General features: G+C 63.8%; 19 protein-coding genes. 9 read left to right on the forward strand and 10 right to left on the reverse strand.

Annotated elements, in window-relative coordinates:
* Positions 1-12: 12 nt before the first annotated feature.
* The 5 genes from NKJ11_RS12325 to NKJ11_RS12345 all read right to left on the reverse strand — a co-directional run bounded on the left by NKJ11_RS12325 (position 13) and on the right by NKJ11_RS12345 (position 9751).
* The gene (locus tag NKJ11_RS12325) at positions 13-1527 is read right to left on the reverse strand and encodes a malonate--CoA ligase (RefSeq protein ID WP_352720939.1); all 1515 of its coding nucleotides are present in this window, start codon (positions 1525-1527) and stop codon (positions 13-15) included.
* Between the two features lie 163 nt (positions 1528-1690).
* The gene (locus NKJ11_RS12330; protein WP_352793423.1) at positions 1691-2431 is read right to left on the reverse strand and encodes a GntR family transcriptional regulator; all 741 of its coding nucleotides are present in this window, start codon (positions 2429-2431) and stop codon (positions 1691-1693) included.
* A gap of 410 nt (positions 2432-2841) precedes the next feature.
* The gene (gene rpe, locus NKJ11_RS12335; RefSeq protein WP_023810869.1) at positions 2842-3519 is read right to left on the reverse strand and encodes a ribulose-phosphate 3-epimerase; all 678 of its coding nucleotides are present in this window, start codon (positions 3517-3519) and stop codon (positions 2842-2844) included.
* A 216-nt stretch (positions 3520-3735) separates the two neighbouring features.
* Positions 3736-7479, reverse strand: a complete 3744-nt coding sequence (locus NKJ11_RS12340) for a DUF7929 domain-containing protein (protein ID WP_352793424.1) — start codon at positions 7477-7479, stop codon at positions 3736-3738.
* A 10-nt stretch (positions 7480-7489) separates the two neighbouring features.
* A complete protein-coding gene (locus tag NKJ11_RS12345) occupies positions 7490-9751 on the reverse strand; it encodes a hypothetical protein (RefSeq protein WP_352793425.1) in 2262 nt (753 codons plus the stop codon).
* A 213-nt stretch (positions 9752-9964) separates the two neighbouring features.
* On the opposite strand from NKJ11_RS12345, the gene dnaK reads away from it, so the two are divergent.
* From dnaK to NKJ11_RS12390, 9 genes are all read left to right on the forward strand, one after another.
* Positions 9965-11881, forward strand: coding sequence for a molecular chaperone DnaK (gene dnaK, locus NKJ11_RS12350; RefSeq protein ID WP_023810872.1), 1917 nt, complete (start codon positions 9965-9967; stop codon positions 11879-11881).
* A 212-nt stretch (positions 11882-12093) separates the two neighbouring features.
* Entirely contained in the window at positions 12094-13224 is a 1131-nt protein-coding gene (dnaJ, locus tag NKJ11_RS12355) for a molecular chaperone DnaJ (RefSeq protein ID WP_023810873.1), read from the forward strand.
* A gap of 166 nt (positions 13225-13390) precedes the next feature.
* On the forward strand, positions 13391-13996 hold the full coding sequence (gene pmtA / locus NKJ11_RS12360; RefSeq protein WP_128305147.1) for a phospholipid N-methyltransferase PmtA: 606 nt from the start codon (positions 13391-13393) through the stop codon (positions 13994-13996).
* 316 nt (positions 13997-14312) lie between these two features.
* Complete coding sequence (locus tag NKJ11_RS12365) at positions 14313-14909, forward strand: NADPH-dependent FMN reductase (RefSeq protein ID WP_023814188.1); 597 nt, start codon at positions 14313-14315, stop codon at positions 14907-14909.
* Between the two features lie 11 nt (positions 14910-14920).
* On the forward strand, positions 14921-15634 hold the full coding sequence (pyrF, locus tag NKJ11_RS12370) for an orotidine-5'-phosphate decarboxylase (protein WP_352793443.1): 714 nt from the start codon (positions 14921-14923) through the stop codon (positions 15632-15634).
* A gap of 32 nt (positions 15635-15666) precedes the next feature.
* A complete protein-coding gene (locus NKJ11_RS12375) occupies positions 15667-15954 on the forward strand; it encodes a DUF1330 domain-containing protein (protein ID WP_023762651.1) in 288 nt (95 codons plus the stop codon).
* 582 nt (positions 15955-16536) lie between these two features.
* Positions 16537-16857, forward strand: a complete 321-nt coding sequence (locus NKJ11_RS12380; RefSeq protein ID WP_128305148.1) for an ArsR/SmtB family transcription factor — start codon at positions 16537-16539, stop codon at positions 16855-16857.
* Positions 16854-17336 (forward strand): SRPBCC family protein, encoded by a 483-nt coding sequence (locus NKJ11_RS12385; RefSeq protein ID WP_128305149.1) that lies wholly within the window; start codon positions 16854-16856, stop codon positions 17334-17336. Before NKJ11_RS12380 ends, NKJ11_RS12385 begins: the two co-directional genes overlap by 4 nt.
* A gap of 2 nt (positions 17337-17338) precedes the next feature.
* Positions 17339-17755 (forward strand): GFA family protein, encoded by a 417-nt coding sequence (locus NKJ11_RS12390; RefSeq protein WP_128305150.1) that lies wholly within the window; start codon positions 17339-17341, stop codon positions 17753-17755.
* Between the two features lie 36 nt (positions 17756-17791).
* Here the strand turns inward: NKJ11_RS12390 and NKJ11_RS12395 are convergent, their stop codons facing one another.
* The 5 genes from NKJ11_RS12395 to NKJ11_RS12415 form a co-directional block, all read right to left on the reverse strand.
* On the reverse strand, positions 17792-18859 hold the full coding sequence (locus NKJ11_RS12395) for a D-alanine--D-alanine ligase family protein (RefSeq protein WP_352793426.1): 1068 nt from the start codon (positions 18857-18859) through the stop codon (positions 17792-17794).
* A gap of 126 nt (positions 18860-18985) precedes the next feature.
* Positions 18986-19867 carry an SMP-30/gluconolactonase/LRE family protein gene (locus NKJ11_RS12400; protein WP_352673151.1) on the reverse strand — a complete coding sequence of 294 codons (882 nt, stop codon included), beginning with the start codon at positions 19865-19867 and terminating at the stop codon, positions 18986-18988.
* Positions 19864-20505, reverse strand: coding sequence for a 2-dehydro-3-deoxy-6-phosphogalactonate aldolase (locus NKJ11_RS12405; protein WP_352442623.1), 642 nt, complete (start codon positions 20503-20505; stop codon positions 19864-19866). Before NKJ11_RS12405 ends, NKJ11_RS12400 begins: the two co-directional genes overlap by 4 nt.
* Positions 20502-21461 carry a 2-dehydro-3-deoxygalactonokinase gene (locus NKJ11_RS12410; RefSeq protein WP_352611532.1) on the reverse strand — a complete coding sequence of 320 codons (960 nt, stop codon included), beginning with the start codon at positions 21459-21461 and terminating at the stop codon, positions 20502-20504. Before NKJ11_RS12410 ends, NKJ11_RS12405 begins: the two co-directional genes overlap by 4 nt.
* The gene (locus NKJ11_RS12415; RefSeq protein ID WP_352611533.1) at positions 21458-22225 is read right to left on the reverse strand and encodes an SDR family NAD(P)-dependent oxidoreductase; all 768 of its coding nucleotides are present in this window, start codon (positions 22223-22225) and stop codon (positions 21458-21460) included. The genes NKJ11_RS12410 and NKJ11_RS12415 overlap by 4 nt, the downstream gene beginning before the upstream one ends.
* Positions 22226-22249: the final 24 nt, after the last annotated feature.

The following is a 22249-nucleotide window of genomic DNA, read 5'->3' on the forward strand; positions in this document are numbered from 1 at the left end:
GCCCCAGCGCAACTATGATGCGTATATGTCCTTGTAGGTATCGCGCAGCAGGTTCTTCTGTACCTTGCCCATGGTGTTGCGCGGCAGTTCATCGACGAAGATCACCCGCTTCGGGTGCTTGTATTTCGCCACCCGCCCGGCGATGGCGCCGAGAATTTCGGCATCGGTGATCGGCGATGACGGCGCACGCACGACGACGGCGGTGACGCCTTCGCCGAAATCCGGATGGGCAACGCCGATGACGGCGCTTTCGCTAACCCCGTCGAGCGCGTCGATCTCGCTTTCGAGTTCCTTCGGATAGATATTGTAGCCGCCCGATATGATCAGGTCCTTGCCGCGGCCGACAATGTGGACGTAGCCGTCGGCGTCGACCATACCGAGATCGCCGGTGATGAAAAAACCGTCGGCGCGGAATTCCGCCTTGGTCTTCTCCGGCATACGCCAATAGCCGCCGAAGACGTTGGGGCCTTTGACCTCGATCATGCCGACCTCACCCTGCGCAAGTGCTGCGCCGCTGTCGGGATCGGCGATGCGAAGCGTGACGCCGGGCAAGGGGAACCCGACCGTACCGGCGCGCCGCTCGCCCTCATAGGGGTTCGAGGTGTTCATGTTGGTCTCGGTCATGCCGTAGCGTTCGAGGATCGCGTGGCCGGTGCGCTCGCGCCAGGCCTTGTGCGTCTCGGCCAAAAGCGGCGCCGAGCCGGAAATGAACACACGGATGTTTTTTGCCGCCTCATGGGCCAGCCCATCCTGCTGCAGCAGGCGCACGTAGAAGGTCGGCACGCCCATCAGGGCCGTGGCACGCGGCATCAGCGAGACGATGCGGGCCGGATCGAACTTCTGCTCGAACAGCATCGAGGCGCCGGCCATCAGGACGACATTGGTGGCGACGAACAGGCCGTGCGTGTGGAAGATCGGCAATGCGTGGATCAGCACGTCGTCTCCAGTGAAACGCCAGTGCTCGACCAGCACGCGCGCGTTCGAAGCAAGGTTCTCGTGGCTGAGCATGGCGCCTTTCGAACGGCCGGTGGTTCCCGACGTGTAGAGGATTGCCGCGAGGTCATCCGACCCGCGCGCCACGTCATGAAAATCCGTCGGCAGCCGCGAGGCCTGGTCGGTCAGCGATCCCCGGCCGTCGCGGCCGAGCGTGACGGTGACGGCGCCCGTCTTTTCCGCCAGCGCGCCGATATCGGCCGCTCTTGCCGGATCGCAGACGACCAGGCGTGGTTCCGCGTCGCCGAAGAAATACTCCAGCTCGGCCAGCGTATAGGCGGTGTTGAGCGGCAGGAAGACGGCGCCGGCTCGCAAGCAGGCGAGATAGAGCATGACCGCTTCCGGGCTCTTCTCGACCTGCACGGCAATGCGGTCACCGGGTTCGACATCCAGTTGCAAGAGCGCATGCGCAAGCTGCGCCGAGCGGGCCAGCATATCGCCATAGGTGAGCAAGCGGCCATCATCGGTTTCCATCAGCAAGCGCGCTGGCGCCGGCATCCGGGACCGGAACGCATCGAACAGATGATTGCTCATGAAGACTTCCCTGGGTGCGGCGGCGCTGGGCATGCGCCTGTCGCGGCATGCCTCGGCGGCGAGAGTTCGCGGTTCTTGGCCGCGCCGTCAAGTCCGTCGGCAGCGGTTCACGCCAGCCGCGCCGACGCAGGTCGAGCGCAAGAGACCCGCCAGGAAACGACTGCTATCGCCGAGCGCGTTTGCCGGCGAGTTCCTTCGTTTCGTCGTCCTGCTCGAAGCGTTTCATGCACATGGCTGCAGTCAACCGGTAGTGGTTGAGCAGTGCCTCGACGGCACCGTCGGCATTGCCGTCCAAGGCACATTCGGCGATCAGGCGATGCTCGCCGAAATCATCGCGCTGGACGCCTTCGCCATCATTGGCCATTTGCCGGTAGCGATAGGCGTGATCGGAGAGCTGGTCGCAAAACCCCACCAGCCATTGCGACCGGCAGGCCGAAATCAGCATCCTGTGAAAGATGCGATGCAGCCTCTCCCAATCGGGATTGAGCGAGACGAGGTTCTGCGGCGAAAAACGTGACGCACGGCCCAGGCGATGCAGCGCCAGCACGAGTTGTTCTTCCCATTCGGCGGTGCGGTGGGCGATGGATTCGCGAAGCGCCCGCTCCTCGAGCCAGCAGCGGGTGCGCGTCAGCTCTTCGAGTTCCGACGCACTGACCGGCATGATGAAAAAGCCGCGCTGGTCGTGCCGACCGAGAAGTCCTTCCGAGGCGAGGCGATTGAGAGCCTCGCGGACAGGTGAGGCGCCGGCCCCATATTTGGAGACCACCCATTCGACCCGCAGTTTGCTCTCGGTTTCAAGGACACCGCCGAGAAGATCGTCCCGCAATTGCTGATAGACCGTAGTGGCAAGCGTGCTCTTCGGTCCCGCAGCGTCGTCGTTCAGATTGGCAGCTCCGTATGTCATAGCGACTCCTTGTCCCCAGGACTTGTCCTGGGCGATTCGAGTCTGAAAGCATTCGCCTTCTCGTACTTGTACCATACAGTGCGAGCATTCGCCTGCTCAAGCAGAAGATCACGTTATTGTACTTTAGCACGAAGGAATATGCGGCATTCCGGAGCTCAATGCTGTAATTCCGCGCATTTTCACAACCTGTGGAAACTTAACATGTTTTGTATGCACGCAGGAGAATCTGTCTTTCTGTTCTTTTGTATGCGCGCGAGATCAACTGTCTGCTTTGGGCATAGGCCGGCGGACCTTGAGACCGAATCAGGCAACCGCTCAGCCCGATGCCGTTGCGCATCAGATCTTCACAAGCCCCGCCCGGGACCAGAACCTTAGCCGGCATGTCGGGCCGACCGCGGGAACACCGCCGGTCAGCCGGCTGCGTTGTCGGCTGCCGTCCTGATCGCCTGGATGTTCTGACGATAAGCCTCGACGCTGCCGCCCTTGAAGATGGCGGCGCCCGCCACCAGCACGTCGGCGCCGGCAGCGGTGACCAGCGGCGCGGTTTCGGCTGAAACACCGCCGTCGATCTCGATGCGGATCGGCCGGCCGCCGATCAGGGCCTTGACCCGCTTCACCTTGTCGACAACCGCCGGGATGAAGGCCTGGCCGCCGAAGCCCGGATTGACGGTCATGATCAGGATCAGGTCGAGCCGGTCGAGCACGTATTCGACCACGCTTTCCGGCGTCGCCGGATTGAGCGACACACCGGCCTTCTTGCCAAGGTTCCTGATGGTCTGCAGCGAGCGGTCAAGATGCGGGCCGGCCTCGGCATGGACGGTCAAACCGTCGCAGCCCGCCTCGGCAAAAGCGGCCAGATAGGGGTCGGCCGGGGCAATCATCAGATGGCAGTCGAAGAAGGCCTTGGTGCGGTTGCGGATCGCCTTGATCACCGGCGGGCCAAAGGTGATGTTGGGCACGAAATGCCCGTCCATAACATCAAGATGGATCCAGTCGGCGCCGGCCGCCGCCACCGCTTCGACCTCATCGCCGAGTTTGGAAAAATCCGACGCCAGCACCGATGGTGCAATCAGGGTCTTTCTGCTCATGGGTGCGGCCTTTCCGAGTGTCCTTCTCGTTCGGCCACCCTATCGACTGCCTAATGTGCCACAGCCGACTTGTCGAGGGTGCAGGCGCGGGCACCGCGCAGGCTGACGTGCCAGCATCCCCGATCACGTGCGGCCAATTCCCGCTTGCCCCCACAGCTACGAAGAAAAACCCGCCGAATTGCTCCGGCGGGTTTCTGGTCTCGTGTCGAGCAGTGGTTATTGCTGCTGGAGTTTCAGGATTCTGTCTGGAACCGGATCCTGTTGCTGTTCGACCTGCGGCCTGCGCCGTGGCAATACCTGCTGCAGCAGCAGGCCGGGGTTGAGCTCCAGCGACGGTTGTCCGCGGACGGGCCGGCAGTTCGGATAGCGCCCGATCGTGCCTTCCGGGCAGCGCCGCCTGATGATCGGCTGGCATTGGCCATTGATCATCTGCGAGCCCGGTGCGCATTCCACCTCCTGTCTGGGCTTGCGGCATGCGCCGTTGATCACCTGCGTCCCACGCGGACAGACACACTCGCCACGCTTGTTGTGGACCTGGCCGCGTATGTCGCATTGCTCTTGCGTCGGCTGCTTGCGCCGGCAGGCATTGCCCCGCACCTCGGTACCCCTCGGGCAGACACAATTGCCGTTGGTGTCGTGGACCTGACCACGGATGGTGCACTGGTCAGGCTTTGGCCGGATCGGACGACAGGCGCCGTTGCGCACCTCGGTCCCTCTCGGGCAGACGCAGTCTCCATCCGCGTCGTGAACCTGACCACGGATCGTGCACTGCTCAGGCTTTGGCTGGATCGGGCGGCAGGCATTGCCCCTGATCTCGGTTCCCCTGGGGCAGACACAATCGCCATCCGCATTGTGGACCTGGCCACGGATGGTGCACTGCTCGGGCTTGTCGGTCCTGACACATCTGCCGTTCTCGAGCCCGGTTCCGCGTGGGCAGACGCAACGGCCGTCCTCGGTGCGGATCTGGCCTTCGAGCAGCACACAGCGCTTCGGCTGTTCCGGCTTCGGCACGATACCACCGCCCGGCGAGCACTGGCCGTTGCGGTAGGTGGTGCCTTCCGGGCAAACGCAGCGGCCGGCATCGTTCATGACGAAGCCTTGCGAGCATTCCTTCTTCGTCTCCTGGCCAATGGTGAAGGGATGGCAGGCATAGGCCTTGCCGCGATCGCCCTCGATGTTGGCCTGGTCGTCGGAAAGCACGTCGCCACCGCCTTGCACCCGTGTGTCGGGAGAGAGCACGCCGACGCAGTTCTGGCCGCTGACATTGCCCTGCAGATTGGCCAGGCGACCGTCGTCGGGAATGACCACGGTGACATGGTGCACCCGGCTTTCGCCGGCGCCGAGCGACAAATTGGCAATGCAGGATAGTGGCAAGATTGCCGGTTCCGGCGAACAGCCAAAGGGCGGATCGATCGACGTGATCTCAACGCCTTCCAGCCTGCCGAGACCCTCCACGCCGATCGCATCGCCAATGCGGACCGGCCCGGAGAAGGGGGTCGTTCCGTCATTGGTGATGGTGAGCTCGAACGAACAGGGTTGGCCGAGCCTGCATTCACGGTCGCCGGTCTTTTCGACACGGATGGTCGAAGAACCGCCGCCCTTGGCGCAGGCCTGGCCAAAGGGATAGACGACGTCGTCGCCCGGTGCCGGCCCATAGGAGCCGCGCGCGCAGTTTTCGAACGCGCCATTGGCCGAGACCGTCACGTCGAAGTGGCGGCTGGTTCCAGGTACCATGACGGCACCGGGAATCTGGCACGACAGCGCGTTGGCCGGAACCGGTCCACACGCCCATTCCGCACCGTCAGGGGTGACGGTTTGGATCTGGACAGGCGCGCCGCCGGCAACCAGCGTGGCGGCATCGTTGACCCGCACCGGGCCGGTGGGGGCAGCGGTGCCAAGGCTGATGACGGTGATGCGGCAAGAGATGACCGCAGCGCCGGCGAGCGAGCCGTTGCACACCTTGGTGATGCGCAAGGTCGGCTTGCCGCCATTGGGATGACGGAAGCGTTCCTTTGCGCAGGCCTTGTTGTTGGTGAGATCGTTTTCACCGGGGATGGGCTTCACCGTCGCGCAATTCTCGACAGTGTCCGACTGGTAGCCGGCTGGCATGACCGCCTTGACGACGATCGGCGTCGAGCCGCCCGGAGGCAGCGAGATGCCCGCATTGTCGCAGCGGAACAGCCCGGGGCCGGTTGGTACGCAGGTCCATGGCGGGCTCGGGCCGAAGGTCGAGGAGGCTGGCGCGCCGGCCGGATAGCTGTCTATCACGGTCAGCGGCCCGTTATAGGTCGACGTGCCGTTGTTGATGATGTCGATCACGAAATAGCAGATGCCGTCGGCCGTGCAGACCGGGACGCGGGCACGCTTCTTCAGGATCAGGTCAACCTTCTTTTCGACCGGCGGCCGGCAGTCGCGGTCACGATCGCCACGCCGGCAGACCGGGATCGAGGCACAGCCGCGGTCGTTCGACTGGCTGCCGAACAGCGGCTTGCCGCTGGCCCCATAATTATAGGTGGCGCAGTTGCGTAAAGCACCGCCTTGCCAGCCTCCGGCCGGCTTGAAGCCGAGCTTGAGGTCGACGGAGGCCCCCGGATTGAGCGTGGTCACCGGATGGGTGCAAATCATAGGGGTGGTGCCGGGTACGCAGACCCAGGGCGGATTGGGCCCTGAATCGAGCGTCGAGCCGGCCGGCAGCGTCACCTCGTCGAGCACGATCTTGCCGTGGTAGGCACCGGTGCCGACATTGGTGACCCTGATGGTGAAGTCGCAGCCGCCGCCCATCGTGCAACGCGTCACGTCGGCGCGTTTCTCAACCTTGAGGTCTGGCTCCTTGTCCTTGGGCGGGCACCTCTGGTCACGCGGGATGACGATGTCGATGGTCTGCGTGCAGCACAGGCCCCAGCCTTCCTTCGGACCGGCATAGGTTTCGATGCCGGTGACGATGAGGTGGATGACGTCGCCGGGCGATGCGCCGACGATCTTCCAGTTGAGCACACCGCCGCCCGCCGGCACCAATTGGGTGTCGGGAATGATGGTGATGCCTGATGTGGTCGTCGACACCTGCACCCACTTGCCGCCCATCTCCGGTCCGACCGGCATGTGGTAGATGAAGGCGCCGCCGCCGGGCACGCAGTCGACGGTGCCGCGCTCCACCTTGAAGCATTCCTTGCCGGGAGGTGGCGGCGGCGGGTTGCACTTGGTGACGTCGATCTTGATCGAGGTCTTCACGCCGGTCTTGAAGTCGCCGTCGTCGGGCTTGCTCGGATCCTGCGACGGGATGATGGTCCCGGTGCCCGGTCCGGCGGTCACCTTGATCATCCCCTGGTTGTCGACGATCGTCGGCGCGGGAAATGCCGCATGATCGATCTTGGCCGTGATCTTGAAGTTGATGACGCGCTCGTTGGGAGCGCCGGCGCCGTCGAGATCGGAAGTGGAGATGCGGAAGTCTGAAACAACAGCGGTATCGTTGGGACCCGCCGAGGTGCTGATCGTCGCGCCCGGCAGTGGTCCGCCGGATGAATCCGTGCCGTCGCCGGACACATTGACGTTGACGATCTCAAGGCCGTGCGGAAGCTGGTCCTTGAAGTCGACCCGGACCTTCTTCAGCCTGGCCTCAAGGCTCGGGTCGGCAAGGCCCTGCGGATCGCCGCGCAGGCCGAAGCTCAGCGAATAGACGACGTAGTCGCAGCCTCGTTGAGTGCCTTTCTTGGTGAAGAAGGGCACGACCCGGTCGGGCCTCGGAGTGATGACGCGCGAACTGTCGAGATCGAGCTTCAGCTCCGGGGTGATCGGGGCAGCGTCTTCCGCAAAGCCTTGCACCGGGGTTAGCATGGCGACCGCGATACCGGCCGCCATCAGCCAGCGCGCGCCGCGCCTGGCGTATGACAGGGGTTTCATGATCGTCTCCATGACGGTTTCTTGAGTGTTGGTTGCGAGCGGGGAGAGTTCGAGATTTTTCATCTTCCCCTCCTCAACGTTCGCAACTGACGGCTGGGGTCCTGAGCGGCAAGGTCATCTTGCAGCAAGGGTAGTAGCCACCCTTGTCCTTGTCGGACTTCCTGTAGAAGCAAAGCCCAACATCCACTCTGTCGCCCGGATAGTGGCCGGTAATGTCGATCGTGTAAGGCTGGCCGGGCGCATGCGACTGGGATGACGTCACCCCGACGCCTGGCGTCCTGGACTTTGTCTCATTCGAAGGTTGGGCCTTGATCGAATCGCCGCCGAAGCCGGCATGGTCATGGAGATAGAGATCGGCCTGGAGGCCGCGAGGCGTGCAGTAATACCTGATATCCTCGACATCGATGCACGGAGGCAGATTGCCGGGCGGTGGGAAGTCCGGCGGGTAGAAGGGGGGCAGGTAGCCGCCCGGGATTTCTTCATAATAGCCGGCGCGGCCTTCACAAGGATGCCAGACGGCGACGTCGCCGACATGGCCCTCGACCTCCGGGTCTTCGAAATAGCCGTCGAAGTCGACGAACCAGGAGCCGGAGGGCGGCACATTGGCCGGCTTGACCAGCTCTTTCGGCGTGATCTGCACGCCGTGCACGGCGAGCGGCCCGCCGGCGGCGAGCTGTTCGGCGAGAGCCGGATTGTCGCGCAATTTGTCGCCGGTGTTGACCAGCGTCTGCGTGCAGACCGATGTGTCGAGAGTGCCGTCGGAATCATAGCCATACTGCAGGTCGAGACCGCCGGCCGACTGCCGGTTGCCCTGCGGGAAGCCGACCGCATATTCCTGCGGCACTTCGACCCAGACCGATTCCGTTTCCGGATCGTCCGGGTTCTCTCTGAAGTAGCGGATGACCTCGCCCTTGCCGGAATCGGCGAACTGGCTGTAATCGTAGCGGTTCTCGACCGGGCCGCGCTGGGCCAGGTACATGAAGCCGCTGTTGTCGAAGGCGATGTCGGTGACGGCGTAGTCCTTGTCGGCCTTGACCGTCAGTTCCCAACGCGGGTCGCCGGCAAAACTGCCGTTGCGGGCAATGCCCACCGACCAGATTTCAGACTTTTCACCGACCGAATAATAAAGCCGGCCGCCATGATAGGAGACGGCCCAGATGCGGCGCTCGTCCTGCGTGTAGCCCCAGCTGTCGGGGTCTTCGCTGTCGAAAGCCGCACCCTGTATGTCCATCACCGAACCATCGTCGGCGATCGGAGCTAGCCCATGCGCCGGGCGCCCGGCAACGCCGTGGTCGAAACTGTCGATCAGCGCGCCGATGGCGTCGATGCGATGGACCAGGCCGGTATCGAGGTCGGAGGCGAAGAACTGGCGGTGAGTGGCGTCGAAAGTGAGATTGCCGATGCCGGGACCGCTGTTGGTGTCGATGTCGGCGAATTTGGAGACCTGGCCGGTGATGCCGTCGATCTTCCAGATGGTGCCCGGCCCGCCACCGTTTTCGGTGCCGAACTGGCCGTCCATGAAGGTGGCGCCGGCCGCGCCGCGGCGCTGCCGCTCGGGGCGGCCGTCATCGTCGGCGTCCAGGGTGACGATGCGGATGCCGTGCAGCGAGGTGGCGCCGGCATAGAGATTGGGAATGCCCGATGGAACGCCGTCGCGCACGCCGTCATCATAGGTGACGCCGAACACCTGGCCGATCTGCTCCGCCGTCACCTCGAGGGGCGGCGGGGTGTTGACCAGTTGCCCGGAGGCCGGGCCGCCCAGATGCGAGACGTCGAACACGCGCAAGGTGGCGCGCGTGGTGTCGATGAAGGTTTCGTCGACCGGATCGACGCCGGGCGGCAGGCCCCCTTTTTCGGAATCAGGAGGGTCGAAATTGGGAATGATGGTGCCGGAAAATCCGGTCACCGCCATCGAACCGGGATAGATGATCCGGGTTTCCTGCGCCTGCGCGGCGCCCAGCCACAGGCCGAGTGCCAGCGCCAGCAACCCGCCTGGATGCACAGCGCGGCGCAAGCCGCCATCAAGAGACGACACGAACGAGCCGCGGATGCGAGACATGACACTACCCCCCGTAGTCGACGGGAGAACGTCGGGTCTGGCCGCGCAAATCAGGGCAAGGCGCGGCGGTCCGGCTCGTTCTTCCCTGATCGAATTGTCTGCTTTCCTCAAAATCACGATACGCCTGCTCTTACGCAGGGTCAACGGAATCAGCGGGAAGCCCAGCGCATCGACCTCGTCCCGAAGGCGTTGGTCGCGCCGAGCTCCTGTTGTTCCCGGAGACCGCAGAGCCTCTGGGTTATTGGTCATGGGGGCTTCCTTTCCGGGCCGCACCATGCGGCACCTGGAGATCAGTCGCGGGCGGAAGTGGAAAGGTTCATGGAAGCCTTGCGCAGAATGCTTGCGCGCGATGCCGCCTGTTCTTATATACGCGCCAAGCCGTTCGGCGCCGGAATGCCGGTTGCCGGAACGGGATTTCTTGTGAACAGGGGCTTTCGTCGGAACGCCTGTACGGGTCCTGAGAGCCTGCTTAGCGGAGAGACTAGAAAAATGGCAAAAGTAATCGGTATTGATCTCGGCACCACCAACTCCTGCATCGCCATCATGGATGGCAAGGAGCCGAAGGTAATCGAGAATGCGGAAGGCGCGCGCACGACGCCTTCCATCGTCGCCATCTCGGGCGACGACGAACGTCTGGTCGGCCAGCCGGCCAAGCGCCAGGCGGTCACCAATCCTGAAAACACCATCTTCGCGGTCAAGCGCCTGATCGGCCGCCGCTATGACGATCCGGTGACGGAGAAGGACAAGAAGCTTGTCCCCTACAAGATCGTCAAGGGCGACAATGGCGATGCCTGGGTCGAGGCCGGCGGCAGGAAGCAGTCGCCCTCGCAGATTTCGGCCATGATCCTGCAGAAGATGAAGGAGACGGCGGAAGCCTATCTCGGCGAAAAGGTCGAGAAGGCGGTCATCACCGTTCCAGCCTATTTCAACGACGCCCAGCGCCAGGCGACCAAGGACGCCGGCAAGATCGCCGGCCTCGAAGTGCTGCGCATCATCAACGAGCCGACCGCGGCAGCGCTTGCCTATGGCCTCGACAAGAAGGAAGGCAAGACCATTGCCGTCTATGACCTTGGCGGCGGCACGTTCGATATTTCGGTGCTCGAAATCGGCGACGGCGTGTTCGAGGTCAAGTCGACCAATGGCGACACCTTCCTCGGCGGCGAGGATTTCGACATGCGCCTGGTCGAATACCTGGCGGCCGAGTTCAAGAAGGAACAGGGTATCGACCTGAAGAACGACAAGCTTGCCCTGCAGCGCCTCAAGGAGGCGGCTGAAAAGGCCAAGATCGAGCTGTCGTCGACCACCCAGACCGAGATCAACCTGCCCTTCATCACCGCCGACGCGACCGGGCCGAAGCACCTGACGCTGAAGCTGACGCGCGCCAAGTTCGAGCAGCTGGTCGACGACCTGGTCCAGCGCACGATTGCCCCTTGCAAGGCGGCGCTCAAGGATGCCGGCCTGAAGGCCGGCGAGATCGACGAAGTCGTCCTGGTCGGCGGCATGACGCGCATGCCCAAGATCCAGGAGATCGTGAAGCAGTTCTTCGGCAAGGAGCCGCACAAGGGCGTCAATCCGGATGAAGTCGTTGCTCTCGGCGCCGCCATCCAGGCCGGCGTGCTGCAAGGCGACGTCAAGGACGTGCTGTTGCTCGACGTGACGCCGCTGTCGCTCGGCATCGAGACGCTGGGTGGCGTGTTCACCCGCCTGATCGAGCGCAACACGACGATCCCGACCAAGAAGAGCCAGGTGTTCTCGACGGCCGAGGATAGTCAATCGGCCGTGACCATCCGGGTCTTCCAGGGTGAGCGTGAAATGGCCGCCGACAACAAGGCGCTCGGCCAGTTCGACCTGGTCGGCATTCCGCCGGCGCCCCGCGGCGTGCCGCAGATCGAGGTCACCTTCGATATCGACGCCAACGGCATCGTCAACGTTTCGGCCAAGGACAAGGGCACCGGCAAGGAGCACCAGATCCGCATCCAGGCATCGGGCGGTCTTTCGGACGCCGACATCGAGAAGATGGTCAAGGACGCCGAGGCCAATGCCGAGACCGACAAGAAGCGGCGTGCGCTGGTCGAGGCCCGCAACCAGGCCGAAGCGCTGCTGCATTCCTCGGAGAAGTCGCTGAAGGAATATGGCGACAAGGTTTCGGAAGGCGAGCGCACGGCGATTTCCGACGCGATCGCGGCGCTTAAGACCGCGACCGAAGGCGACGACCCGGCCGACATCGAAGCCAAGAGCCAGGCGCTTGCCGAGGCTTCGATGAAGCTTGGCCAGGCCATGTACGAGGCTTCGCAGAAGGAAGCGGCGGAAGCCGACGCCAAGGCGGACGCCGCCAAGGACAGTGACGTTGTCGACGCCGATTTCGAGGAAATCGACGAGGACGACGACAAGAAGAAGTCGGCCTGAACCGTTTGACGGCAAGATAAAGCGAAAAGCCCGGCGAAGGCCGGGCTTTTTTGCAACCCCTTGCAGAAAAACAGCGGGCCTTGCTGAAAAAATGCAGGCAAGGCCGCGTCGACACTGGCATCGCCCTTCCATCGCACCTAAATCGAAGCGTCAGTGCCGGCAAGAGACGCAACAATGCTTCAAGACGTTGAGTATCCGGACAGCGGGAAAAAATGAAAGCTGATTTCTACGAGACGCTGGGCGTCCAAAAAGGCGCCGACGAGAAGGAGCTCAAGAGCGCTTTTCGCAAGCTCGCGATGCAGTTCCATCCCGACCGCAACCCCGGCGATCATTCCTGCGAGCACAAGTTCAAGGAAATCAACGAAGCCTACGAGACGCTGAAGGACCCGCAGAAGCGCGCGGCCTATGACCGCTTCGGCCACGCCGCCTTCGAACAGGGCGGAATGAATGGCGGCGCGCAAGGTTTCGGCGCCGGCGGTTTCGCCGATATCTTCGAGGACATTTTCGGCGACATGATGGGCGGGCGCCAGCGCCGCTCGTCGGGCGGCCGCGAGCGCGGCGCCGACCTGCGTTATAACATGGAAATCACCCTGGAAGAGGCTTTTGCCGGCAAGACCGCGCAGATCCGGGTGCCGGCGTCGATCTCCTGCTCTGAATGTTCGGGCAGCGGCGCCAAGCCCGGCACCCAGCCTGTCACCTGCTCGATGTGCAACGGCCACGGCAAGGTGCGCGCCACGCAAGGGTTCTTTTCGATCGAGCGGACCTGCCCGCAATGCCAGGGGCGCGGCCAGACGATCAAGGATCCGTGCCCGAAATGCGCCGGCCAGGGCCGCGTCACCGAGGAGCGTTCGCTGTCGGTCAACATCCCGGCCGGCATCGAGGACGGCACCCGCATCCGTCTTGCCAATGAGGGCGAAGCCGGCCTGCGCGGCGGGCCATCGGGCGATCTCTATATTTTCCTGGCGGTCAAACCGCACGAGTTCTTCCAACGCGACGGCGCCGACCTGTATTGCAAGGTGCCGATCTCGATGACCACAGCCGCCCTTGGCGGCTCCTTCGAGGTGACGACGCTGGACGGGACGCAGACCAAGGTCAAGGTGACCGAAGGCACGCAGAACGGGCGCCAGTTCCGCCTCAAGGGCAAGGGCATGCCTGTGCTGCGCCAGCCCAATATCGGCGACCTCTACATCCAGACCGCGGTCGAGACGCCGCAGAACCTCACCCGCCGCCAGCGCGAACTGCTGGAGGAGTTCGAACAGCTCTCCTCGCAGGACAATTCGCCACAATCGAGCGGCTTTTTCGCCCGCATGAAGGATTTCTTCGAGTCGTTCGGCGAACGTTGATGCACTTTGGCCCGCCTAAGCCGATTTGCAACGCGTAAATCCTTGAATCTCGTCACCCCTTGAGACGCGACGAAAATTATCTTATCCACGACATGCGTCCGGCCGCGCCTTGCCTAGCACCGCTCAGGTGCTAAGTAACTTGCGGGGAGCGCTGAGGAGAGCTTGCATGACACGTGGCCCTGGACTGCGGAAGGCGCTTGTCGAAAAGTTCGACGACGAACTCAAATTCTTCAAGGGCTGGATCGACAAGCCGAAGGCGGTTGGTTCGATCGTGCCGACCAGTTCGGTCACCGCGCGCAAGATGGCGTCGATCGTCAATCCTAAATCCGGCCTGCCGGTGCTCGAGGTCGGTCCCGGTACCGGCGTCATCACCCGCGCCATCCTCGCCCAGGGCGTGCGGCCCGAGAACCTCTACGCGGTCGAGTATTCCACGGATTTCGTCCGTCACCTGCGGCGACTCTATCCCGGCGTCAACGTCATCGAGGGCGACGCCTTCAACCTCAACGCCACGCTTGGCGACAAGAGCGGGATGATCTTCGATTCCGTCGTTTCCGGCGTGCCGCTGCTCAACTTCCCGGTCGCCCAGCGCATTGCCTATATCGAAAGCCTGCTCGACCGCATCCCGGCCGGACGGCCGATCGTGCAGCTGACCTACGGCCCGATGTCGCCGATCCCGGCCGGCCGTGGCAATTATACGGTCAAGCATTTCGATTTCATCCTCCGCAACATCCCGCCGACCCAGCTGTGGATCTACCGCCGCGAAGCGCATTAATTTCTCGGCGCAGGGTTGTTCGCGGATCGCCAGTGCTCACCGCATACCTTGGCGATGGCGGGAACGTCCCTCGCTTCGTCATCCACGGGCGGAGCAAGGAGCGCAGCGACGCAGCGCAGACCCGAGGATCCATGCCGCGACTTCCGAGCGCCGCTACGGCGCAGAATTCTGTTCCGCTGCACTCCTGGATAGCTGTCACGGAATGGATTCCAGGGTCTCCACGACGGAGCTTCGCTCCTGCTTCGCCCAAGGATGACGAAGTTGGCGTTGATTTGCTCGATCCTTGGCTGTACCTGTCCGGGAACAAGGGTGGCCAATGGCAGTGATCCCGAAAATCCTCGTCTTCGCCGGCTCGGTTCGCAGCGGCGCCTATAGCGGCAGGACCGCCGACGTGGCGCAGAAGGAACTCGCCATGCAGGGCGCCGAGGTGACCCGCATCTCGCTTGCCGACTACCCCCTGCCGATCATGGACGAGGATTTGGAAAAGGAAAAAGGCGTTCCTGAAAACGCCCAGAAACTTGGCCGTCTGGTGATCGCCCATGACGGGCTGCTGATCGCCACGCCCGAATATAATGGCTCCATTCCGCCGCTGCTCAAGAACACGATCGACTGGGTGAGCCGGGTGCGCAGGGATGGCGGCCGGCCGGTGAGGCCGCTGGCCGGCAAGGTCGCCGGCCTCTGTTCGTCCTCCAGCGGGCACTTTGCCGGCATCCGCTGCATCAACCATCTGCGCGCGGTGCTGGTGCGCTGCCAGATGGAGGTGGTGACGCCGGAATGCTCGGTGCCCGACGGCGGCGGCGCCTTCGACGAGGATGGAAACTTCCGTGACGAAAGACTGCACAAATCGATGGAGCACCTATGCCGCACCCTGATCGAAACCTCGCGCATGCTGTCCACCCGGATCGAGGCGTGATCGCAACGACGATGCAGGCACAATCCATACAGGCACGATCCATGCAGGAAAGACTGATAGTCGGCCTCGATGTCCCGACCGTGAGGGAGGCCGAGCAGGCGGTGCGCGAACTCGACAGCGTCGTCTCCTTCTACAAGATCGGCTACCAGCTTGCCTTCGCCGGCGGGCTCGATTTCGCCAGGGAACTGGCCAGCGGCGGCACCAAGGTTTTCCTCGACATGAAGCTGCTCGACATCGACCACACGGTGGCCAAGGGCGTCGAGAACATCGTCAAGATGGGCATGACCATGCTGACCATCCACGCCTATCCCAAAGCGATGGCGGCGGCGGTGGAAGCAGCGCGCGGCAGCAATCTTTGCCTGCTTGCCGTCAGCGTGCTGACCTCGATGGACGAGCAGGACATGATCGACGTCGGCTATGAGTACGACCCGCATACGCTGGTGCTGCGGCGCTCGGAACAGGCGCTGCATGCCGGCATGGGGGGCATCGTCTGCTCGGCCGCGGAAGCCGAAGCGGTGCGCCGCATCGTCGGCCCCGACATGGCGGTGGTGACGCCCGGCATCCGGCCGGCGGGCAGCGATCATGGCGACCAGAAGCGCGTGGTGACGCCGGGCCAGGCGATCCGCAACGGCGCCAGCCATCTCGTCGTCGGCAGGCCTATCATTGCTGCGGCCAACAAACGGGAAGCGGCCGAAGCCATCCTCGACGAGATGCGCTCGGCCTGAGATTTCCAAGAACAAGTTCGGAGACCAAGAAAATGCCCAAGGGATACTGGATCGCCCGTGTCGATGTGCGCGACGCGGAAGGCTACAAGGACTACGTCGCCGCCGCCAAGCCTGCCTTCGAGCGCTTCGGCGCGAAGTTCCTGGCGCGCGGCGGAGAGCATGAAAAGGCCGAAGGCCCCGGCCGGGCACGCAATGTCATCATAGAGTTCGAATCGCTCGCCGCCGCGCATGATTGCTACCATTCGCCGGAATACCAGCGCGCCGTCGCCATCCGTCAGAAGGTCGCCGACGGCGAGATCGTTCTGGTCGAGGGCGCCTAAAATCCGCCTCGAGCAGTTTTGACGAATCGCGGGTGTGACGGACGGCATACCTTGGCGATTGCCGCAAACGCCCAGCGCCTTCGTCATCCACGGGCGAAGCAAGGAGCGTAGCGACGCAGCGCAGACCCGAGGATCCATGCCGCGACTTCAAAGCGTTGCAGCGGTGTAGAATTCTGCTCCGCTGCATTCTTCGGCCAAGGTCGCGGCATGGATCCCAGAGTCTCCGCGACGGAGCTTCGCTCCTGCTTCGCCCTAGGATGACGAAGTTGGGAGGCTTCGGCCAATCTCGAACGCTTAGGATGGTCCACCAACGAACGATGAAATCTCGGCCGTCGATAGGCATCCTGTCAAATCCCTGCTGCAGCGCTAGTAGCAGGACTTCAGACGAAATCCTGCAGGTTTACGTCCGCAGTTTGGCGCCGCTAAGCAGGGCTCCGACATCAGGTACATGGCCGGGGCGGCCCATCGCGCAATCAACGTCCGAGTCCGAATAGCCGCATCCAGTCTTGCGATGCGGGGCGAACTGTAGGTTGACATGCAGGTATTTACCTGCATATTATGCCTTACAACAGAGTGAGGCAGATGGACGCCGACAAGGTTTTCAAAGCGCTGGGCGACCCGACACGCAGAAGGCTGCTTGACCTTCTGTGCCAGCAGAACGGGCAGACGCTCGGTCAGCTTTGCGAAAACCTGGACATGGCCAGGCAATCCGCCACCCAGCACCTCGATCTGCTGGAGGCGGCCAATCTGGTGAGCACGGTCAAGCGCGGCCGCGAAAAGCTGCATTTCATCAATCCCGTGCCCTTGCACGAAGTCTACGAGCGCTGGGTACGGAAATTCGAACGGCAGCGGCTCAGCCTGCTGCACGACCTGAAGCAAGAACTCGAAGGAGAAGACCAATGACCAGGGAAACGACCAGCTTTGTCTACGTGACCTATATCCGCTCGACGCCGCAGAAGGTGTTCGAGGCCATAATCAAGCCCGATGTCGCAAAGCGCTACTGGGGTCACGAGAACGTCTCCGAATGGACGCCGGGCTCGAAATGGGAGCATATCCGCGCCAATGACGAACGGACCGTCGAACTCGTCGGCAATGTCGTCGAGGTTTCGCCGCCGACCCGCCTCGTCATCACCTGGGCGAACGCTTCGCAGGCCGACGATCCGTCAAAAACGAGCCGGGTGACGTTCGCCATCGAGGAATACGACACCATGGTGCGGCTGACCGTCAGCCATGACGAACTCGAAGCCGGTAGCGGCATGGCGAAAGGCGTCAGCCAGGGCTGGCCGGCGGTGCTGTCGAGCATGAAATCCTTCCTCGAAACCGGCAGCGGCATCGACATTTTCGCCAAGCCGAAATCAGCCCTGATCGCCGCGGGAGAATAACGATGACCAAACGCTATACCGGCGGCTGCGCATGCGGCGCGATCCGTTACGAAACCAATGACGAGCCGATCTTCCAGAACCACTGCCAGTGCAGCGATTGCCAGAAGCGCTCAGGCACCGGCCACGGATCCTACCTGACCTTCGGCCAGCGCACCGATATGGCAATTACCGGGGAGGTGAGCACCTGGCGCGTGGCGGGCGCCAGCGGCAATGAAAAAATCCACACCTTCTGTCCAACCTGCGGAACGCCGGTCTTTTTGATATCCGTCGCCATGCCGGAATTCATAGCGGTCCACGCGGCCAGCCTCGACGATCCGGAACAGTTCAGCCCGCAGATGGTGACCTACACGAGCCACGGCCATGCCTGGGACAAGATGGATCCGTCCTTGCAGGCGGCCGAGCGAATGCCTGGCGGGTAGCGTCTGCTGGTTAGCCCGCCGACACAAGGCGCACAGCTATCGGTCGACACCGGTCAGCCGGCTGGCCGCAGTTTCGGCCATGGCGTCGGCCAGATCGAGGCCCCATTGCTGGCGGCAATAGGCGCGAAAATCGAAGCAGGGCAGGCCGGGGCAAACCTCGAACTCGATGAGGTGGACGGTGTCGTCGGCCTCGACCCTGAGATCGATGGAAAACACATCGCGCAGGCCGAGCCCGCTCATCAGCCGCCCGGCGATCGCACGTATCGTGGCGTCGGCGGCCGGCTGGCTGTCGGCAACCGCAACGAGCTCCGGTTCGGCGTAATGTCCCTCCGCCTTCGCTGCCTCGCCGGTGTCGCCGTAGAGCGCCAGGCTGTCCGCCATGGTCTGGAAATCGGCGCCTGAATCGACAAAAGCCACGCCAAGCGCTTCGACCCCGGCGCCTGGCACCAGGCCGAGGAAACTGGCGCGCACGTTGCGGCCGGCGACATAGGGCTGGACGACGACATCGTCGCGATAGGCCGAAAAGACGCGCCGGCTGAGTTCCAAAGCGTGGGCGAGATCGCAACAGCGCGAATCCGGCCAGATGCCGATCTTGGCGCCGAGCCGGTTGGGCTTGACGAACCAGCCGGCGGGCGAGGCCGGCGGCTCGACCAGCCATTGGCCGTCGCGCGCAAGCCCGGCCTGCGGCACCGGCAGGCCGAGTGCGCCGAGCACGGCGCCGGAGCGGAACTTGTCCTGGCAGAGCGCGAACAGCGCATCATCTGCGCCGATCGTCTTGAAACCGCCCAATCGCGCCAGAGCGGGCGCCGCGCCGCCGCGAAAATAGGCGATGCCGTCGGTCAGCGTCCAGACCAGCGTTGTGCTGGGATGCTCGCCGGCGAGCACGCCGGTGGCCTCGTCCAGCGCCACCGGCCTGAACGACAGGCCGTGTGCCTGGCAGGCACGGCCAAGCACGTCGAATTCGGGGGCGAGGTCGGTCGACTGCGCCAGATAGGACGCGATTTCGCCGGCGCGCTGCGGTGCATGACCGTCGGCGACCAGACGGTCCAGGCAGGCCTTTTCCGGCTCATGGACGAGGATCAGTTTCGGCTTGCGGCTGGGCATGAGATGACGATCCCCGGCAGTAGGATTGCCTACCATCGCATGGTCAAGGCGTCAGGCTCTCGTGAAACCGACATGGCGCGGGCGGTTGCGTGACAACGCACCGTCCAACCGCAGAATCCAGTTCGCTCAGGCGATCAGCACGCGCGGCTCGAAGCGGCCGTTGACGGGAATGTCGAGCAGAAAGGTCATGCCGCCCTGCAGATCCAGCAGACGCTGCTTCTCATCCTTGCCCGACCAGGCGGAGGTGACCGCCAGCCGGTCGGCCTTGGCGCCGACAAAGGCCGGGCAGGACGGTTGCGTCACCGGCATGGCGACCGTGCGGACGAGCTTGCCGTCGGGTCCGTAGGCTTCGATGACGCTGCCGCCCCAGACGGCGTTCCACAGGATGCCGTCGCGGTCGAGCACGGATCCGTCAATATAGCCCTTGGCCGAGCGGTGATCGACGAACAGCTTTGGCTCACCGGCAGGCAGGCCGGTCGCCGGGTCGCAGGCGACGCGCATCAGCAGCCCGGTCGAGGTGTCGGTGTAGTAGGCGATTGCGCCATCCTCGGTAAAACAGATCGAATTGGAGACGGTGATGTCCGAAAACAGCCGGCGCAGTTCGCCTCTGAAAAACCAGTAGATCGAACCCGCACCCTTTTCCTCGCCCTTGCCCATGGTGCCCATCCACAAGGCGCCGCAGGGGTGGACCCGGGAATCGTTGGAGCGCGTAACCGGATTGCCGGCCTCGACAGGCGTGTGCAGCGTCAGTTTGCCGGTCGCGACGTCGCGCACATAAAGGCCGGTCTCGGCGGCGATAAGCTGGCGCTTGTCGTCGATGACGGCGATGGCGCTCGCCATCTGGCCAAGCTCATGGACGGTGGTCGCGCCGCCGGACAGCCGCTTTTCCAGGAGCTGGCTGTTGACGATGTCGAACCAATACAGCGTATCGGTGGCGGGATCGTAGCTCGGCCCTTCGCCGAGCTGGCAGACGTGGTCGGAAAAAACCGAAACGATCGCTTCGCTCATCCTGCTTCTCCGAACGCCGCATCCCAGGCTGTCACCGCCGCCTCGGCCCGCGCGGCCACCTCGTCGACGCTCATGCCCGGCTTGAACAGGCTGGATCCCAGTCCAAAGGCGGTAACGCCGGCCGCCTTGTAGCCGGCAAAATCTTTTTCGGAGACGCCGCCGACGGCACCGACCAGCGTCTGCGCCGGCAACACAGCGCGCATCGCTGAAATGCCGCCGGCACCCAGCACGCTCGCCGGGAAAAATTTCAGGGCTGAGGCGCCGAGCTTGATCGCCAGCAAGGCTTCGGTCGGCGTGAACACGCCGGGCATCGTCACCATGCCGTAATGCATGGCGCGCGCCATGACCTCGGCATCGATGTTGGGACTGACCAGCAGCCGCCCGCCCGCCTTGTGCAGACCATCGACATCGGCTGGCGTCAGCACTGTGCCGGCGCCGACCAGCGCCGTTTTCGGCAGCACTTGGACGATGCGGGCGATCGACGAGAACGGTTGCGGTGAGTTCAGCGGCACTTCGATCGCCTCGATGCCGGCGTCGAACAGCGCCTGGCCCATGGCCATCGCCTCGGTGGGCTTGAGCCCGCGAAGGATGGCGACCAGCCCGCGCTTGAGTTTTGGAAACGGTGCGGTCTGGCTCATCGGGCTGCTCCAATTCTAGCGATCATGCCGTTCTCACGCGCCGCCTCGACGAGACCTGCACGCACAGCCTCGTCGGCGTCGACGGCCCGAACCTCGAGGCCGGCAAGGCCAAGTGCCTCGCTGTACAGCGTTTCCAGCGCGCCGGACGCAATCAGCACCACGGGTTCGGCGCCGGCGCCATGCCGGCGGCTGGCGGAGGCGATCTCGCCGCCGATCAGAAGGCCGGACAGGCAGGCGGCGGCATCGTCGGCTTTCAAGTCCTGCAGCAGGCCGGCGGCGCGGATGGAAAACAGCCGCGAGGTGACATCGCCGCCTTCACCCAATGCGGTTTCGCACCAGCGGCGGAAGAACGGATTGTCCGATGTGACGGGCTTCGGATGTTCGCCGAGCGAATGGCGCAGGATCGAATGCGCGGCAAGCACGGAAAACAGCTCACCGGTCGGCCAGGTGCCGAAGCCGGCAACCGCGCCATCCTCTATCAGCACCCATTTCGAATGGGTACCGGGCATGCAGACCAGCTGGCGCCCCCTGGCCGGCAGGCCGGCGCCGGCGAGCTGGGTTTCCTCGCCGCGCATGACGTCGGGCGTATCGGTCAGCCGCTGGGCAAGACCCGGAACGATGCGGATGTCGCGGCTCTGGCCGGGCACGCTGGCGGCACCAGCAAGGATGGCGCTAAGCGGCGCCGGCACGGTGACATAGGGCGCTTCGAGCCAGCCCTGGCGGGATCCGGCCATGCCGCAGATGATGACGGGCAACGCTTGCGGCGCTCCCATGGCTGCCAGATGTCCTTCGAGAATGGTCGAAAAGCCCTTCTGCTGCGCCGTGATCAGGCCATCATCGCCACGGCGTTCGGCAAGCACCTTGCCTTGCCCGTCGATCAGCCAAACCCGCATGCGGGTCGTGCCCCAGTCGACGGCGGCGACCGCCGGTGCGTTGCCGGCAAACCCTTGGCTCACAGGAAACCTCCATCGACGACCAGCATCTGCGCGGTCAGCATGCGCGACGAATCCGAAGCGAGGAACAGCACGGTGCCGACGATGTCGTCGGGCTGCATCACCTGCTTGATACATTGCTTGGCGACATGGGCGGCAAGCCCCTGTTCGGTCACCCAGAGCTCCTTCTGCCGCTCGGTGATCACCCAGCCAGGCGCAATGGCGTTGACGCGGATGCCGTCGACACCGAGCTTGCCGGCCAGCCCCTTGGTCAGGCCGAGGATACCGGCCTTGGCGGCCGTGTAGGATGGCATGTCAGGGTGGTTGATGAGATAGGATGTCGAGGTGAAGTTGATGATCGAACCGCCGCCGGCCCGCTTCATGCCCGGCGCCACCGCTTGCGCGGTGAAGAAATGCGGCCGCAGATTGATGGCTTGGTTGTTGTCCCAGAACTCGACCGTCACATCCTCGACGGCGTGGCGTTCATCCCAGGCGGCATTGTTGACCAGCACGGTGACATCGCCATGCGCCTCGGCGGCCTTCGCGGCGGACGCACGCAGAGCCTCGACGTCGCGCAAATCGGTCTTGAGATAGAGCGGCCGCTTGCCGAACGCCTTCTCGATGCGGTCGGCGAGGGCCGTGCTTGGGCCGTCGGCGATGTCGATGAAGGCGACATTGGCGCCCTGGCGCACAAACCCCTCGGTCAGTGCAGCACCTATTCCGGAACCGCCGCCGGTGATCAGCACCGAGGCTCCTTCGAGGTCGGCAAAATGCGCCGATGGCATCATCGTTCCTGTCTCCCAGCGCATGAC

The sequence above is a fragment of the Mesorhizobium sp. M0243 genome (assembly GCF_040321775.1).
GTDB lineage: Bacteria > Pseudomonadota > Alphaproteobacteria > Rhizobiales > Rhizobiaceae > Mesorhizobium.